Origin of the sequence: Halopenitus malekzadehii (assembly GCF_900108505.1) — an archaeon.
In the GTDB taxonomy this organism is placed as follows: Archaea; Halobacteriota; Halobacteria; order Halobacteriales; family Haloferacaceae; genus Halopenitus; species Halopenitus malekzadehii.
Map to the genome: position 1 here is coordinate 1 of NZ_FNWU01000008.1, position 16,362 is coordinate 16,362.

Here is a 16,362-nt window from a genome sequence, read left to right on the forward strand (position 1 = left end):
CGGCTCTTTTCCACGTATACGACTGCACTCACTGAGATCTTTCTCCGAGAGCTTCGTGAGAAACACGATGTCGACGACGCGCTGTTTCTCGTTGATGATGCGGATTGGCTCCAAACTGCGCTGCAACGACACGGCCTCGATTTCAGATACGAACGCCACGGAAATCGGAACAGCGTCGAACGTGTCTTTCGTGAAGTAAAACGACGTACCTCTTCATTCTCAAACTGTTTTAGCCACGTTGATCCAAGCACAGCTGAAACGTGGTTACACACCTTCGCCGTCTGGCACAATGTTACAAACTAAACACGACCCGAGTGAGGGCCCGAAGGTATATCCCGGGTCGGGCGGGCAGGGGACGTATGGCGACACACGAACTCACGTCGATCGATATCGGATCGTTGCTCAGGATCGGCGCCGTTCTCGGCGCGCTCTACGGCGCGCTGTTCGGCGTCCCGCTCGGGCTGCTCAGCGTGCTGCTGGACAGCGGCTTCGGGCTCGTCGGGGCCGTCCTGATCGTCGTCATCAGCGCTCTCTCCGTCGCGGTCTCGGTGGCGATCACGGGCGTGGCCTACAACCTCATCGCGACGCTGGCCGGCGGCGGCGTCAAGGTCACCCTCGAGGGCGCCGGCCACGGCTCCGGGCACCAGCGCCGGTGAGAAGCCCCGACCCCGAACGCCGAGCCGCCGCCAGCCGATCGAACGCGGACCGGCCGAAACGTACTGGTCCGTCCCCGTGGATCCACTCGACGCCCTATGACCCGACCGTCGATCTGTGACCACTGCGGGGCAGATCCGATACGCGACCGCACCGGGGGTCCGCGTCCCCGTCTTGAGCCGAGCACCGCAGCGAGGACAGTGCCGCCTCACGCTGCGACACCCCCTCGATCCGGGGCGTTGTCTCCGCGCTTTGACACTCGGATCCGCGGGTTACCTGTCGTTATTTCCTTCTGATGTTTCTCCACCGTATTTTTGGCTCCCTGAACGGTGTTTTCGGCGGTTTGAGTGGAATCTCCTGTCCGTTGTGGAGAAACTATAACAAATTTTATGGGACCGCCGAGAATCGAACTCGGGTCATACCGACCCCATCGGCATAGGATACCACTACCCCACGGTCCCAGGGCGTATTCGAATCGAGGGGTGTCCGTTAATTAAGGGCTTCGTTTCATCGCCCGACCACCTGCGCCGACCGTCAGACCAACACGCGCTCGAGGGCGACGACGGTCCCCGCCTCGGCGCCGGGATCGCCGACGAGCCGGCCCAGACAGACCGCGCTCCCGTTCGGCAGGGAGCAGGCGACCAGCGGCGCGTCGGCGTCGTCGGGGACGGTGCCCGTGGTGACGATCTCGGCGGCGATGTCCGCGGCCGGACCGGAGCCGACGTCGACGTCGATCACGCCGGGTGCGTAGATCGGTGCACCGGTGGCGACGGTCGCGGCCGCCGAGGGGGCGATCGTGACCGTCGGCAGGTGGTCGAGGGCGTCCTCGGCGGGGCGAACGACCTCACGGAGGAACGCCGCGTCGCCCTCGCGAGCCCACGCCAGCGCGTCCCACAGGTCCTGCAGCGTGTGGAGGGCGGCGTCGTCGAAGGGGTCGGTCGCTGACCGACGCAACGCGCCCATATGGGCGCCCGTGCCCAGCGCGAGCCCGAGGTCGTGACACAGCTTACGCACGTAGGTTCCCGACTCACACCGGATCCGGAGGAGCGCGCGCCGGTCCGCGACTTCGAGGACGTCCAGTTCGTGGATCGTCCGCGTCCGAAGTCGGCGGGTCACGGCGCTCTTTCGCGGGGGTTTCTGGTAGATCTCGCCCTCGAACTCGGCGACGACGGCCGCCAGGTCCGACGGCGCGGACGCGTGCAGCTCCAACTCGGCGACGTACTCCTTGTGCCCCTCGAGGAACACCTGGGCCGCACGCGTCGCCGTCCCGGTGAGCGTCGGGAGACAGCCCGTCACCTTCGGGTCGAGCGTCCCCGAGTGGGCGACCCCGTCGATCCCGGGGCCGTCCGGGTCGAGGTCGGCGAGGGCGTCGTTGATCCCGTCCCGCACCCACGCCGACACCTGGTGGGAGGAGGGGCCGGCCGGCTTGTCCAGGTTGACCACGCCGAACCGCAACAGCTCGGCCGGCGACCGGTCCTCGGGAGCCGGCCGGAGGCGGTCGGCCGGGGATCCAGGATCCGACTCGGCCCCGTGTACGTCGCGTTCGTCGACCCCGTGCGTGTCGGCGTCGTGAGCATCGGCGTCGTGCTCGTCAGGGTCGCGTGCGTCGTCGTGCTCGTGACCGTCGGCGTCGTGTGTCCCGCGTTCGTCGGCGTCGGTGTCGTCGACCATTCGATGCGTTCCCGTGTTCGTTCCGTCCCGTCGCTTAAAAGTCGTACCGGACGCCCTCGACGGGGTGTTTGCCCTCGTCGAGCGCCGGCTCGTAGGCCTCCACGGTCGCCACGATCGACTCGAGGACGGCGTCGGGGCCCCAGCGGGACGTGTTGTAGACGATGTCGTAGATGGAGAGATCGCCGATGTCGATGTCGTAGTACTCCCGGTAGCGTTTCGCCTCGCTCTCCTCGCGCCGGCGCGTCTCCTCGCGGGCCCGATCGACGGCCTTGCCCTCGCGGTCGGCGATCCGGGCCGCGCGGACGTCGAGGGGGGCGTCGAGCCAGATCCGGACGTCGGCGTGATCGCCGGCCAGCCACCCGGCCAGCCGGGACTCGAGGACTACGTCGTCCTGCGTCGTCGCGATCTCCCGGAGGCGGCGGTCGAGGTCGCGGTCGATCCGGTCGTCGGTCTCGGCGTGTTCGTTGAACTCGACCGGCGTCATGTCGTTCTCGGCGGCCATCTCGCGGAAGATGTCGCCGCCGCTGACGTGCTCGAGGTCGAGCGCCTCCGCGAGTCCGACGGCCGTGGTACTCTTCCCGCTTCCCGGCGGGCCGGAGACGGTCAGTAACATATCCACACTCACTGGAGCGGCTTACAAACGGTTGTCGTTTCCACGTCGCTCGGCCGACGTCGAAGCGACCGTCGCCGACCACGCCCGAGCACGCCCCGGCCCTCACGGGCGGTCGTCGCGACGACTCGCAAACCCCTAAGTCCCGGCGCCCGAACCCCGGGTATGGTCGAGGCGCCACAAACCGACGAAGGATGGTTCGCCCTCCACGACGTCCGGTCGATCGACTGGGACGCCTGGCGGGCGGCACCCGAACACGAACGCGAACGGGCGATCGAGGAGGGCCGGCGCTTCCTGTCGGCCCGCGAGTCGCTCGCCGACGCCGAGGCGGGCGATTCCGCGGTCTTCTCGATCCTCGGGCACAAGGGCGACCTGCTGTTCCTCCATTTCCGTCCCGAACTCGACGATCTCTCGGCGATCGAGCGCCGGTTCGAGGACACCGCCTTCGCCGCGTTCACCGAGCAGGAGACCTCCTACGTCACGGTCACCGAGGTCTCGGGATACGTCTCCGACGACTACTTCGAGGGCAACGAGGAGGAGATCGACGAGGGCCTGCGCCGCTACATCGAGGGGAAACTCAAGCCCGACATCCCCGACGACGAGTACGTCTCCTTCTACCCGATGAGCAAGCGCCGCGGCGAGGAGTACAACTGGTACGACCTCTCCTTCGAGGAGCGCGCCGAGCTGATGGCGGGCCACGGCGAGGTGGGCCGGGAGTACGCCGGTCGCATCAAGCAGGTGATCGCCTCCTCGGTCGGCTTCGACGACCACGAGTGGGGCGTCACCCTCTTCGGGGCCGACCCAACGGACCTCAAGGACATCGTCTACGAGATGCGGTTTGACCCCGCCTCATCGCGATACGGCGAGTTCGGCGATTTCCTCGTCGGCCGCCGGTTCCCGCCGTCGGACCTCGGCGCGTACCTCGACGGCGCGAAGGTCCCGACGAGCGAGTACGGCGGCGGAGCGGGTGGACACCCCCACGGCGGCGATGAGGGCCATCACCACGGCGACGCCGACGGCCACCATCACGGCGACGGAGACGGTGAGAATGGCCATCACCACGACGGCGACGCCGGTACCGAGGACGCGGACGCCGACAGGAATGGGACCGATGCGGACTCGATCCGTGGTGAACTCGAGGACCTCGACGTCTACGCCGGCCAGCCCCACGGCGAGGACGTCTACGCCACTGTCCTCTACAGCGAGGCCGACGTCGACGACCTCTTCGAGGAGGTCGACGGGCTCCGCGGCAACTTCGACCACTACGACACGCACGTGAAGACGGCGGTCTACGAGGGACACGCGACCGACCGCGCCGCGGTCGTCTCCATCTGGGACACCGCCTCGGCGGCCGAGACCGCGGCCGGGTTCCTCTCGGAGCTGCCGGGGATCGTCGCCCGTGCGGGCGAGGAGTCCGGCTTCGGGACGATGGGGATGTTCTACACCGTCGTCCCCGACCACCGGGAGGACTTCGTCGACACCTTCGACGACGTCGCCGGACTGCTCGACGGGATGGACGGCCACCTCGAGACCGACCTGCTGGCCAACGTCGAGGACGAGAACGACATGTTCATCGCCAGCCAGTGGCGCGCCAAGGAGGACGCGATGGCGTTCTTCCGCTCCGAGGAGTTCTCGGAGACCGTCAAGTGGGGCCGGGAGGTTCTCGCGGACCGCCCGCGCCACGTCTTCCTGGCCTGACCGACCTCACTCGGCGTTCGTTCCCGCGTCGTCCACCGACCCGTCCTCGCCTCGGGGATCCGGATCGACGATCCGCACCGCCGCCGCCACGCAGCCGAGCGCGAGGACGATCCCGCCGAGGACGTCGATCAGCCAGTGGATCCCGAGGTACATCGTCGCGATCCAGACGGAGACGGCGATCCATGCCGTCAGGACGGCCCAGGCGGGGTCCGAACCGCGCGTCCGGTAGGCGAACGTCGCGACCGTCATCGACAGCGAGGTGTGCAGCGACGGGAAGACGTTCGCGTTCTCGTTGACCTGGGCGGCCAGCTCCTGGAAGTCCGGGTTGTAGGTAAAAAGCAGCGACGTCACGAGGTCGGGCATCACGTTTCGCGGGCCGTGCGCGAAGACGATCGTGTAGACGATCAGCCCGATCCCGTAGTTGAGCGCGTACGCGACGAGCAGTCGTCTGAGCGTCGTCGGCGTCCGTCGCGATCCGTAGACGATGACCGGAAAGACGAGCAGGAAGACGTACGCGTAGATGTATATCCACGAGAAGTATCGCGTCGCGATCGGCGAGAACAGCGACGCCTGTACCCACGCGACGAACTGGCCCTCGATCGCCACGATCGTCCCTGTGGCTCGCCACCCGTACACTTCCGAGACCGACTGGAGCGCGCCGCGTCCGACCGCGCTCGCGGCCAGCACGGCCAGGAGCCCCAGGATCTCTCGCCGGAGCTCCCAGGGGTACCGTCGCAGGTTCGTTTGGAGCCGGGCTATCCGACCGCGGTCGAGGAGCGCCATTCCGACCACGAGACACAGCGACGCGACGACGATGAACAGCCACGCCACCACCGAGATAACGACGATCATTCCGCGGAGTCCGGGACCAGTAGCGCGCCGTTCTCGTCGTATCGATAGCCGATCTCTCGAAGCGCCTCCCGCGCGGCTGCGGCGTCGAACTCGCCGTCGGACTCGAAGAAGGGGGTCGCCGGGTCACCGTCCGTCCAGCGTAACTCGTCGGCGAGCCACGACCCCGACAGCGCGAGCGGCGACGCTGTCGGCCGAGCGTATCCCTGGAACGCCGACCCCACGAGCGCGGCCTTGTCCAGCAGCCGAGCGAGCACCCGCCGGAAGTACGGGTTCGACAACGGCACCCGCCGCGTGTTGTAGCCGACGTGGTAGAACGCCCCCGACCGTTGGCTGACCAGACGAGCCGCCGCTTCCCTGCCGATTCGGGGGACGGCGTCCGGGCCGAGGTTCGAGGTGCTCGCGTCCGCGAGCCCGTCGCCGACCTGCTGGACCGCGGCGACGTCGGAGGGGACGACCCGCAGCTCCAGCGTCTCGAAGGCGGGCTTCCCGCGGACCCGCTCGGGGAACGACTCGGGCTCGGCCGCGATCGCGTGTGCAGGGTTTCGCTCGAAGACGACCCGCTCGTCCGCCTCCGCCTCGCGGAATCGGAGCGGGCCACAGCCCACGGGATCCGGGTTCTCCCACACCTGTGCCTCGGTCGTCATCTCGTTGATCGTGATCCCGGCGGGGAGCTCCACCAGGTCGGTTCGGGAGCGCCAGACGTGTTCGGGGAGGATCGGAACCGTCAGTCCCCGGCGCTGCGTCGCGGCCGCCGCGTCCGTGAACCGGACCTCGAGCGTTCGGTCCCCGATCGCGGTCGCCGAGTCGACGAGCGTCGACCGGCCGCGAAAGCGGGGCGACGGGATCGGCGTTTCGGCTTTCCCGAGCGAGGTGTCCGCCAGGAACGCGTAGGTGAACGCGGCGTCGGCGGCGGTGACGGGTTCCCCGTCGTGCCAGACCGCCTCGCGCATCTCGACCCGGACCGTCCGCTCGTCGACGCGGACGACCCGACGTGCGAGCCACGGAACCTCCTCGCCGTCGATCGCTCGCACGAGCGGGTCATACACGAGCCCCGTGAACGTTCCGTATCGACGGTGTTCCGGCGCTATCGGGTTGCGGTTGGTCGTGATCCGTGAGTCAGTCGTGACGAGACGCAGCCGCCGATCGTCCGTCGGGTCCCCGTCCCGGTCCTCACCGTTCGCCGGTTCCTCGTCCGTCGGTTCCCCGTCCCGGCCCTCATCGTCCGTCATCGTTCCGACGACGGCGTTCGCGTCCAACTCGAGCAGTCCCTCGGACGTGGCCGGGCGGGTCCGCTCCCACCCGATGAACCGGTCGTCGTGCACCGCGGTCAGCATGTCCGGGAACGCGACGACTGTGAACGGCTGTCTGCGAGCGACCGCGTCCTGTAGCTCCGCAACCGCCCGCCGTCGGTCCTCGTGGTCGGCTCGTCGCTGGCGGTCGAGAAGATCGTCGATCGCCGGGTCGGTGAGTCCGAAGGGGTTCTGCCACCCGGGCTCGGCGACGAACGAGGAGTGCAACAGCGAGTAGAGGGCGTCGGGATCGATCGGATCTGCGCTCGGGAACTGTCCCACGTAGGCGTCGAAGTCGTGGTTGATGAGGATCTCCCGATACAGGCCGGCGTCGTCGACCGTTCGGATGCGGGGCTCGATGCCGACCGCCTCGAGATGCTCGGCGAGGTGTCTGACGATCCGGATGGCGTGTGGATCGCTGTCGGCGGGAAGCGTCGTGATGGTGAGCGTCATCCGACTCGGCTGGTCGCGCCCGGCGACGTTCTTCTCCGCGCCGAGACACCCCGACACGCCGCCGCTCGCGGCCGTCGCAGCCGTGGCCGCCAGCACCTGTCGTCGGGTCGGCATCGATCCCATTCGTTCGAAATGCTTGGTATGCTGTCGTATAACAGTCCTGCGGTTACCGTTCCTTGTTCCGGGGGTACCACCGCACCTGCCCGCGGAACGTCGCGCGTCTCGCCCGGTCCGTGCCAAAGGATCGCGTTTCATCGAGCCTCGGGTCACGTCCGCGAGCGGTACTCAGATCACGTTCGCGAGCGGTAACGCCAGCACGATCGCCCAGCCGAACAGTCCCACGGCCACGATCGCCAGCCCCGGGAGGGTCTCCTCGGCGTTGTTATCGACCGCCAGCTCCCCGTCATCGTCAACCGTGTCTCGCCCGTCTACCACGCTTCGTCCGTCTACCGCGCTTCGCCCGTCCATCGCGTCTCGCCCCTCCATCGCCCGTCCGGCCGCGATCGTCGCCAGCGCGGCGACGACGGCGACACGATGGGCGAGCAGGCCAGCCGGCACGGCGACGCCGAGCGACGCGAAGTCGATCAGAAACCCGCCGCCGAGCCCGAGCGTCACGCCTAGCACCGCGACGTCCGGGTCGCAATGGTCCGCGATCGACGCAGTGAACGCGGGGAGGCCGACCGCAAGCACCAGGTACAGCGGCGCGGCGGCGACCTTCGGCGAGAGGGTTGGATACGCCGCTTCGAAGGCGATTCCGGACGCCCTGACGCCGAGAACGAGGGCGGCGAGTCCGACGCCGAGGAGGGCTGCGTATCGGTGCCGGACCGCGTCCGCAAGGAACCGCCGGCCGGCGACCCGGATCGACCGGCGCGTCGTCCGGCGGAGGAGGACCGCGAGGAACGGCAGCGCCGCGAGGTCGATCACCGACAGCCAGCCGTCGCTGCGCCCACCGTCGATCCCGTGGTACTCCCGGGCCACCGTGGCGCCCGAATCGATGAAGTCGTTCTCGACCGTCCGTGCCGACTCCGAGACGTCCGTGACCGTGTGTCGGAGCCGGAACCAGTCGTAGTACTCGCCGTGGGCCTGGACCGCCGTGTAGGTCCCGTCCGGGGACCCGTATCCGCGGATGTGGGTCCGCGTTCCGAGGTAGGTGCCGGCGTGCAGTTGGAACGTTTCGGCGACCCAGGTGCCGTGTCCGCCCTCGTGTTCGAAGTACGCGTACCGCCGCGAACCGTGCGCGCGCTGCCAGTCGGTGGTGACGGCCTCCTCGATGAGCTCCTCGTCGACGTCGCTCACGTTGACGTCGCTCGCGGGTTCGTCGCTCGCAGGTTCCTCGCTCGCGTTTGTGGGACTCGCATTCGTTTCCTCGGCAGTCGCGTTTGCGCTCCCGCCAGCGTCGGATGACTCCTCCTGCTCAGTCCCCGATGTGTCGGCGTCGGGCGGCTCCCGCCAGTCCGCGTCCGGGTCGTTCTGCAGCGCCTCCCGCACGGTCTCCGGATCGTCCCGAAAGACGACGTTGATCGCCAGCGTCCGCCCGGCGGACGACCGTTCGCGGCTCGTGTAGGGCCACAACGCGTACTCCCCGTCGACCGTCACGAGCGATCCCTCCGGGACCGACGGAGGGTCCGGTTCCGCCCCCTGGTCGGGTTCGACGCCCGGCTCGGGAACGACGCCGGAGACGGCGAGCCCGATCGCGACCGCGACGAGCAGGGCGGCGATCCCGACTGTCGATCGCTGCATACTCCCTTGTCGCTGCCGGGTACCAAAAGCGGTCGGCCGTTCATCGCGTCGGTCGGTGGCTGCTCACCGCGTCAGTCGGTGGCTGCTCACCGCGTCAGTCGGTGGCTGCTCACCGCGTCGGCTCCCGCGACCGCCGCCGATGGCACCGCCGGGGGACGATGGCGGTATCGAAACACCCATCCCACCTTGCCGGCAACGGACCGGTACCAGCCCCTCACATGACCGAGAAACGCGAGTACACCGGCGACTACGCGGACAAGACGCTGTACATCCCGGGCCCCACCGAGGTGCGCGAGGACGTCATCGAGGCGATGGCCAAGCCGATGTTCGGCCACCGGATGGACCGGATGACCGACCTGTACACGACGATCGTCGAGGACACGAAGACGTTCCTCGGGACCGACAACGACGTCATCGTGCTCACCGCCTCGGGGACGGAGTTCATGGAGAGCGCGATCTGCAACCTCGTCGATGAGAACGTCCTCGTGACGACCTGCGGCAGCTTCAGCGAGCGCCAGGCCAACGTCGCCGAGCGGCTCGGCAAGGACGTCGATACCCTCGAGTACGAGTGGGGGCAGGCCGTCAAGCCCGAGGACGTGCGCGCGACCCTCGAGAAGTCGGACACCGACTACGACGCCGTCACCTGCGTGATGAACGAGAGCTCAACCGGCGTTCGCAACCCCGTCGAGGAGATCGGCGACGTCCTCGCCGACTACCCGGACACGCTGTTCGTCGTCGACGCCGTCTCGGCGCTCGGCGGCGACTTCGTCGACATCGACGACCACGGCATCGACGTGCTCTTCACCTCGGTCCAGAAGGCGTTCGCGATGCCGCCCGGGCTGGCGGTCTGTGTCGTCAGCGACGACGCCTACGAGCGGGAGATCGCCGCCGAGTCGGCCTCGTGGTACGGCGGCTTCCAGCGCTCGCTCGACTACTACGACCGCAAGGGACAGACCCACTCCACGCCCGCGATTCCAGTTATGCTCGCGTACCGCAAACAGATGAAGCATATGCTCGATGAGGGCCACCACGAGCGCGACCGGCGACACCGCGAGATGGCGGAGTACACCCGCGAGTGGGCCCGCGACCACTTCGATCTGTTCCCCGAGGAGGGCTACGAGTCACAGACCGTGAGCTGCATCGAGAACACCCGGGACATCGACGTCGCCGAGACGATCGAGACCGTCTCCGCGGAGTACGACATGGTCTTCTCGAACGGCTACGGCTCGACGCTCGGCGAGCGGACGTTCCGGATCGGCCATATGGGCGAACACACCGTCGAGAGCATCGAGACGCTCACCGACGCGATCGAGGACGTCGCCGGGCTGTAGCGACGGGCACGTTCCTCGCGACGCGTCGTCGACGTTCCTTCGACCCCCGTGACGCCGCCCTTTTGCCTGCCGGTGCCCAATCGGGAGTATGACCGATCGACAGCTCGTCGTGTACTCCGACTACGTCTGCCCGTTCTGCTATCTCGGCCGCGTCGCCCTCGAGCGCTACGAGGACGACCGCGGGTCGTCCGTCGAGCTCGAGTGGCGCCCGTTCGACCTCCGGGGCCACAAACGCACCCCCGACGGGGAGATCCGAACCGACGTCGAGGACGGCAAGGACGACGACTACTACGAGCAGGCCGAGGCGAACGTCCGCAAGCTGCAGGAGCGGTACGGCGCCGAGATGGCCCAGACGCTCCGTCGGGACGTCGACTCCTGGCCGACCCAACAGGCCTCCCTGTACGTCCGCGAGACCACGCCCGAGACGTGGCGGGAGTTCGACGAGGCGCTCTTCGACGCGCTCTGGCGCGACGGCCGGGACATCGGCGACCCCGACGTGATCGCCGACGTCGCCGACGGCGTGGGGCTCGACGCCGATGCCGTCCGATCGGCCGCGACCGACGACGGGGAGTGGGATGACCGGCTCCGTGCCGCCTTCGACGACGCCCGCGAGTTCGGCGTCTCCGGCGTGCCGACCTGGATCTACGACGACCACGCCGCCCGCGGTGCGGTCCCGCCGGAGCACCTCGAACGCCTCATCGAGGGCGCCGACGCGTCCGCGTAGGCGGCTCGCGCGTCCGCGTCGGAGTCGGCCGTCGGCTGTCCGCGTCGGTGGCCACCGTCGCCGACGTCGCCGGCGTCGTCGCGGATGACCGCACTGACCGCACCGACCGCACCGACCGCACCGACCGCGCCGACCGCAGCGTTTTACCTTTCGACCGCCGGAGGGAGGGTATATGGCTACCGGGATCGTCGAGGAGTTCCTCGCGTTGAAAGCCGAGACGGACGCCGACCTCCTGACGATGCAGTGTGGCGACTTCTACGAGTTCTTCGCCGAGGACGCCGAAACCGTCGGCGAGGAACTCGACCTCAAGGTCTCCCAGAAGTCCTCCCACGGGTCCTCCTACCCGATGGCGGGCGTCCCGATCGACGACCTGACGCCCTACGTTCGCGCGCTCGTCGACCGGGGCTACCGCGTCGCCGTCGCCGACCAGTACGAGACGGACGACGGCCACGCCCGCGAGATCACCCGGATCGTTACGCCGGGGACCTTCCTCGAGACGACCGATGCCGAGGCGCAATACCTCGCGGCGATCGTTCGTGGGGACGGTCCGTCGACGGATGGACGGACCGACGGGCGAGCAGAAGACGCAGGCGACGGACGAGGCGACCGCGACGACCCGGACGGCCCCTTCGGGCTCGCGTTCGTCGACGTGACGACCGGGCGGTTCCGGGTGACGACCGCGGCCGACGCCGCCGAGCTTCGGGCGGAGCTGTACCGACACGACCCGGCCGAGATCGTCCCCGGACCCGCGGTGCGCGAGGACGACGCGCTGCTCGAGGGGATACGCGAGGCGGTCGAGACCACGCTATCGCTCCACACGAGCGAGGCGTTCGCCCCGGGTCGAGCGCGACGGACGGTCCGCGACCAGTTCGGTGAGGGGGCCCTCGAAGGCGTCGGTCTGGAGTCCGACCTCCCGATCCGCGCCGCCGGCGCCGCGCTCGCATACGTCGCGGACACGGGCGCCGGGGTCCTGGCGTCGATCACTCGGCTGCGGACCGACGGCGACGCCGACCGGGTCGCGCTCGACGCGACGACCCAGCGTAACCTCGAGCTGACCGAGACGATCCGCGGCACGTCGGACGGCTCGCTGTTCGAGACGATCGACCACACCGTCACGAGCGCCGGCGGTCGGCTGCTTCGCGAGTGGGTCACGCGCCCGCACCGCGACGCGTCCGAGCTCCGGCGGCGCCACGACGCCGTCGAGGCGCTTGCCGGCGCCGCGCTCGCTCGCGACGAACTCCGGGAGGTCCTCGAGGGTGCCTACGACCTCGAACGGCTGGCCGCCCGTGCCACCTCCGGCAGCGCGGGCCCGCGACAGCTGCTGTCGGTTCGCGACACGCTCGCGGTCCTGCCGCGCCTCGCGGAGGCGGTCGACGGAACGCCGCTCGCGGACTCGCCGTTCGCGACCGTGCTCGAGTCCCTCGACCGCGAGGCCGCGAGCGAGCTCCGGTCGGAGCTTGCGGACGCGCTCGCGGAGGATCCCCCGAGTTCGGCAGGACAGGGCGTCATCGCGCGGGGGTACGATGCCGAGGTCGACGAGCTGATCGAGCGCCACGAGGCGGCGAACGGGTGGCTCGACGGCCTGGCCGACCGCGAGAAGCGTCGGCACGACCTTTCGCACGTCACCGTGGACCGCAACAAGACCGACGGGTACTACATCCAGGTCGGCAAGTCCGCGGCCGACGGCGTCCCCGACGCCTATCGGGAGATCAAGACGCTCAAGAACTCGAAGCGGTTCGTCACCGAGGAGCTGCGCGAGCGCGAGCGGGAGATCCTCCGGATCGAGGAGGCGCGCGAGGAGCGCGAGGCCGACCTGTTCGACGACCTACGCGAGCGCGTCGCGACCCGATCCGGGCTGTTGCAGTCCGTCGGTCGAACGCTGGCGGAGATCGACGTCCTCTGCTCGCTGGCGGAGCACGCCGCCGCGAACGACTGGACGCGACCGACGATCGCCGACCCCGGCACGCTCGACATCGAGGCGGGCCGGCACCCCGTCGTCGAGCGAACGACCGACTTCGTCCCCAACGACCTCCGGCTCGATGAGGACCGCGGCTTCCTGATCGTCACTGGGCCCAACATGAGCGGAAAGTCGACGTATATGCGCCAGGCCGCGCTCATCACGCTGCTCGCGCAGATCGGGAGCTTCGTCCCGGCCCGGTCCGCCCGGATCGGCCTCGTGGACGGGATCTACACGCGCGTCGGCGCGCTCGACGAGCTGGCGCAGGGCCGGTCGACGTTCATGGTCGAGATGCAGGAGCTGTCGAACATCCTCCATTCGGCCACCGAGGAGTCGCTCGTCATCCTCGACGAGGTCGGCCGCGGAACGGCGACCTATGACGGGATCTCGATCGCGTGGGCGGCCACCGAGTACCTCCACAACCGGGTGCGCGCCCGGACACTGTTCGCGACCCATTACCACGAACTCACCACGCTGGCCGACCACCTCCCGCGCGTCGAGAACGTCCACGTCGCGGTCGATGACGGCGGGACCGGTGACGATGGCCGGGCCGGCAACGACACGGACGCCGGCGACGTCACCTTCCTGTGGACCGTTCGCGAGGGCCCGACCGACCGGTCCTACGGCGTCCACGTCGCCGACATCGCCGGCGTTCCGGCTCCCGTCGTCGACCGGGCAGGGGAGGTGCTCGACCGCCTCCGCGAGGAGAAGGCGATCGAGGCGCGCGGCGGCGAGGGCGGGACGAGCGGCGGATCGAGGGATGGCCCGACGCAGGCGGTCTTCGATCTCTCGGCCGGGTCGTTCACGGATGGATCCAGCGCCGGTGATGCGACCGACCCCGGCGACGCCGATGCCCCGGTCGCAAGCGACGGCCGTGGCGACCACGATCGCACGCCCGATCGTGGCTCCGACCACGATCTCGATCCCGCGGTCGACGCCGTGATCGAGGAGATCACCGACGTCGACGTCAACGAGACGCCGCCGCTGGAGCTCGCGACGCGGGTCCAGGAGTGGCAGCGACGGGTCGACGACGAGGAGTAGTCGGTCGTCTACAGGCGGAGCAGGGAGTGACTCGGGTCAAGCCCCGAGGCGGTTCACGTCACTCTCGCGAGCGTCTCGGCGATCGCGTCCCGGTACTCCCCGGCCTCGTAGCCGAGGCGCGCCCGCCAGACGTCCTGATAGGCGGGATGGAGGAGCGGCACGACCGGGCCCCCGACGCCGGCGTCGATCGGCTCGAGGACCGCCTCCAGAAAGCCATCGAGTTCGACCGCCGGTTCGCCGTCGGCGCCGTCCGTTTCCGCCCCGATCGCGAGAACGGACGTCGTCGCGTGTTTGCCGGTCGGACAGACGACGTCCGGTTCGACGCGCTCGAGTTCGGTTCGGAGATGGCGCCGACAGGTCGACAGCTCCGCCGCGGTCGGCTCCCGGTGCGTCGGCTCGTCGGCTTCCCGGTCCCGCGGGAAGCACTTCACCGCGTTGGTGTAGTAGGTCCGACCGCCGTAGTCGATCGACTCGAACAGCCGCCGGATGCGTCGCCCGGAGTGACTCGCCGTGTAGGCCTTTCCGGTCAGGTTCCCGCCGCGCCACCGCTCCGCGTCCGGATCCCCGGCGGCGGGCGCCTCGCCGATCACCATCACGGCGGCGTCGAGGGGGCCGGTTCCCCAGCTGATGCACGTTCGGTCCGCTGGAAGGCGGTCACAGCGGGAGCAATCCGGCTCGAGGACGTGTCTCCGCGTGGGGAAGTCGGGGTCTTCGTTCATCGCACCGGTCGTGATCTCGTTCTCCCGTCCGTCACAGTCTCGTCCATTCGGTCCGATCGCCCGGCCACCTATTCGGTCAGCGGCATCGCGATCCCGAACACGAGCACCGACAGGAGGGCAACGAGGGGGCCGAAGAACTCCATCGTGAGGAACGCGGCATCGAGCGTCGGGGAGATCCCGCCGCCGGCGCCGACGGTCAGCTCCGCGATCGCGCCGATCGCGAACAGCATCGCGCCGACGGCGACGCCACCTTTCGTCAACGATCCGTAATCCATCTCGCCGTATCGCCCGGCCATACCGACCATATCCGATCGACGGTGCTATACGCGTTTTGGTTCCGGGCTCGACCGTGGATCCGGGCTTCACGGTGGGGCCAGGCTGATGGCGGGTCCGTCCCTGGAGAAGGCGGTTCGGATCGCGGCCGACACAACGTCACGGCCGACTCAAAAGGTTCACGTCGCTCGGGCGCCGACGCGACGGTATGTCGAAACTCGCCGCGCCCGAGATCATCGAAGCCGTCGAACTCCTCGGGCTGACGCTTGGCACCGGCCTGGTCTCCTCGACCGGCATCTACCTGGAGGACCTCGGCCTCACGGCCGTCACCGGCGGCGAGCTCAAACTTGGCGCCTGGTTCCTTGGGATGGGGCTCGTCGCGCTGTACATCGGCGTCTACCTGCTCGGCTATGAAACCCTTCGCCCACGCCTGTTTGGCGACGGATCGTCGAACGGCGACGCCGCGTAGGGATCCGTGACAACCGCGCCGCCCTCACAACCGCGGCGCGATCGCCGGCGCGACCGAGACGTCGCTGCAGGCGCGCTCGACCGTGTCGGTCCCAAGGATCCGCTCGACGCCGGCCGCGCGAAGTTTGCTCACGGCGTTACTCGCCAACACCGGGTGCACGCAGGCGGCGACCACGCGGTCGGCGCCGCGCTCCTGGAGGACTGCGACCGATTTGCTCATCGTCGACCCCGTCGCGATGATGTCGTCGACGACGACCACGTCCCGGTCGGCGACCGGCGCGTCGGACGGAGTGATCTCGACGGAACCGTCCTCGCGGTCGCGGTGTTTCTCGAAGTAGTCGGTCGCTCCCGAGCCGTAGGCGTCCCGAACCGTCTCGGCGATCCCGATCGCGCCAGCGTCCGGCGAGAGGAAGAGCGGGTCACGCAGGGCCGGCAGCGGCTCCGCCAGCGCGTCGGCCGCGTCGACGATCTCGACGGGGACAGAGAAGAACTCCCGAACCGCCGTCTCGTGGGGGTTGACGAGGACGACCCGGTCGGTTCCGGTCGAGACCGCCCGCGCCATCGCGCGCGCCGAGACCGGCTGTCCCGGCTTGAACGCCCGGTCCTGGCGCGCATAACCGAGGTACGGGATCACCGTCGTCACCTCGGTCGCGCCGGCCTCCCGGACGGCGTCCTGCAGTTGGAGGAGTTCGATCCAGTCCCCGTCGGCGACCGTCGAGGCGACGACCGTCGCCGTCTCGCCGGTGAACTCGGGGACGGCCGCGAGCCGTTCGCCGTCCGCAAAGCGCTCGAACGTCGGCGTCGCAAGCGGTGATCCGGTCTCCTCGGCGAGGGCGGCGGCCAGCGTCTGCGTGCCGGAAGTCGGGACGATCATACCCGCCC

15 protein-coding genes, 1 tRNA gene and 1 pseudogene are annotated in these 16,362 nt (G+C 69.1%); 8 read left to right on the top strand and 9 right to left on the bottom strand.

Translation table 11 applies throughout. The features are described 5' to 3' along the window. Both BLW38_RS11240 and BLW38_RS11245 read left to right on the top strand, forming a co-directional pair. Positions 1-303: pseudogene (locus BLW38_RS11240) on the top strand (IS6 family transposase); the annotation flags it as partial. Positions 304-359: 56 nt separating this feature from the next. Further along, positions 360-656: a hypothetical protein gene (locus BLW38_RS11245; protein ID WP_092817327.1), complete on the top strand. Its 297-nt coding sequence runs from the start codon at positions 360-362 to the stop codon at positions 654-656. Positions 657-1,044: 388 nt separating this feature from the next. Here the strand turns inward: BLW38_RS11245 and BLW38_RS11250 are convergent. The 3 genes from BLW38_RS11250 to cmk form a co-directional block, all read right to left on the bottom strand. Then, positions 1,045-1,115 (bottom strand) — tRNA-Pro (locus tag BLW38_RS11250). Positions 1,116-1,188: 73 nt separating this feature from the next. Then, positions 1,189-2,325, bottom strand: coding sequence for an RNA-guided pseudouridylation complex pseudouridine synthase subunit Cbf5 (locus tag BLW38_RS11255; RefSeq protein WP_092817328.1), 1,137 nt, complete (start codon positions 2,323-2,325; stop codon positions 1,189-1,191). Positions 2,326-2,359: 34 nt separating this feature from the next. After that, positions 2,360-2,938 (bottom strand): (d)CMP kinase, encoded by a 579-nt coding sequence (cmk, locus tag BLW38_RS11260; protein WP_092817329.1) that lies wholly within the window; start codon positions 2,936-2,938, stop codon positions 2,360-2,362. Positions 2,939-3,100: 162 nt separating this feature from the next. Here cmk and BLW38_RS11265 point away from each other — a divergent pair, with 162 nt between their 5' ends. Further along, entirely contained in the window at positions 3,101-4,633 is a 1,533-nt protein-coding gene (locus tag BLW38_RS11265; protein WP_092817330.1) for a heme-binding protein, read from the top strand. 6 nt (positions 4,634-4,639) lie between these two features. Here BLW38_RS11265 and BLW38_RS11270 read toward each other — a convergent pair whose 3' ends face one another. The 3 genes from BLW38_RS11270 to BLW38_RS11280 form a co-directional block, all read right to left on the bottom strand. After that, positions 4,640-5,485 (bottom strand): phosphatase PAP2 family protein, encoded by an 846-nt coding sequence (locus tag BLW38_RS11270; protein WP_092817331.1) that lies wholly within the window; start codon positions 5,483-5,485, stop codon positions 4,640-4,642. Then, positions 5,482-7,350: an ABC transporter substrate-binding protein gene (locus BLW38_RS11275; protein WP_092817332.1), complete on the bottom strand. Its 1,869-nt coding sequence runs from the start codon at positions 7,348-7,350 to the stop codon at positions 5,482-5,484. Before BLW38_RS11275 ends, BLW38_RS11270 begins: the two co-directional genes overlap by 4 nt. Positions 7,351-7,512: 162 nt before the next feature. Further along, positions 7,513-8,967, bottom strand: coding sequence for a hypothetical protein (locus tag BLW38_RS11280; protein ID WP_092817333.1), 1,455 nt, complete (start codon positions 8,965-8,967; stop codon positions 7,513-7,515). Positions 8,968-9,185: 218 nt separating this feature from the next. On the opposite strand from BLW38_RS11280, the gene BLW38_RS11285 reads away from it, so the two are divergent. From BLW38_RS11285 to mutS, 4 genes are all read left to right on the top strand, one after another. Next, entirely contained in the window at positions 9,186-10,298 is a 1,113-nt protein-coding gene (locus tag BLW38_RS11285) for a pyridoxal-phosphate-dependent aminotransferase family protein (RefSeq protein WP_092817334.1), read from the top strand. Positions 10,299-10,386: 88 nt separating this feature from the next. Further along, positions 10,387-11,022 (top strand): DsbA family oxidoreductase, encoded by a 636-nt coding sequence (locus BLW38_RS11290; RefSeq protein WP_092817335.1) that lies wholly within the window; start codon positions 10,387-10,389, stop codon positions 11,020-11,022. Between the two features lie 47 nt (positions 11,023-11,069). Further along, positions 11,070-11,231 carry a hypothetical protein gene (locus BLW38_RS16285; RefSeq protein ID WP_177167489.1) on the top strand — a complete coding sequence of 54 codons (162 nt, stop codon included), beginning with the start codon at positions 11,070-11,072 and terminating at the stop codon, positions 11,229-11,231. Continuing rightward, positions 11,195-14,020 carry a DNA mismatch repair protein MutS gene (gene mutS / locus BLW38_RS11295; RefSeq protein WP_092817336.1) on the top strand — a complete coding sequence of 942 codons (2,826 nt, stop codon included), beginning with the start codon at positions 11,195-11,197 and terminating at the stop codon, positions 14,018-14,020. Before BLW38_RS16285 ends, mutS begins: the two co-directional genes overlap by 37 nt. A gap of 53 nt (positions 14,021-14,073) precedes the next feature. Here the strand turns inward: mutS and BLW38_RS11300 are convergent, their stop codons facing one another. Both BLW38_RS11300 and BLW38_RS11305 read right to left on the bottom strand, forming a co-directional pair. Then, on the bottom strand, positions 14,074-14,739 hold the full coding sequence (locus BLW38_RS11300) for a uracil-DNA glycosylase (RefSeq protein WP_092817337.1): 666 nt from the start codon (positions 14,737-14,739) through the stop codon (positions 14,074-14,076). Between the two features lie 68 nt (positions 14,740-14,807). Continuing rightward, positions 14,808-15,035 (bottom strand): DUF7860 family protein, encoded by a 228-nt coding sequence (locus BLW38_RS11305; protein ID WP_245710180.1) that lies wholly within the window; start codon positions 15,033-15,035, stop codon positions 14,808-14,810. 185 nt (positions 15,036-15,220) lie between these two features. Between BLW38_RS11305 and BLW38_RS11310 the strand changes: the two genes are divergently transcribed. Then, the gene (locus BLW38_RS11310) at positions 15,221-15,481 is read left to right on the top strand and encodes a hypothetical protein (RefSeq protein ID WP_092817339.1); all 261 of its coding nucleotides are present in this window, start codon (positions 15,221-15,223) and stop codon (positions 15,479-15,481) included. Positions 15,482-15,505: 24 nt separating this feature from the next. Here BLW38_RS11310 and prs read toward each other — a convergent pair whose 3' ends face one another. Next, on the bottom strand, positions 15,506-16,354 hold the full coding sequence (prs, locus tag BLW38_RS11315; RefSeq protein WP_092817340.1) for a ribose-phosphate diphosphokinase: 849 nt from the start codon (positions 16,352-16,354) through the stop codon (positions 15,506-15,508). Positions 16,355-16,362 lie beyond the last annotated feature (8 nt).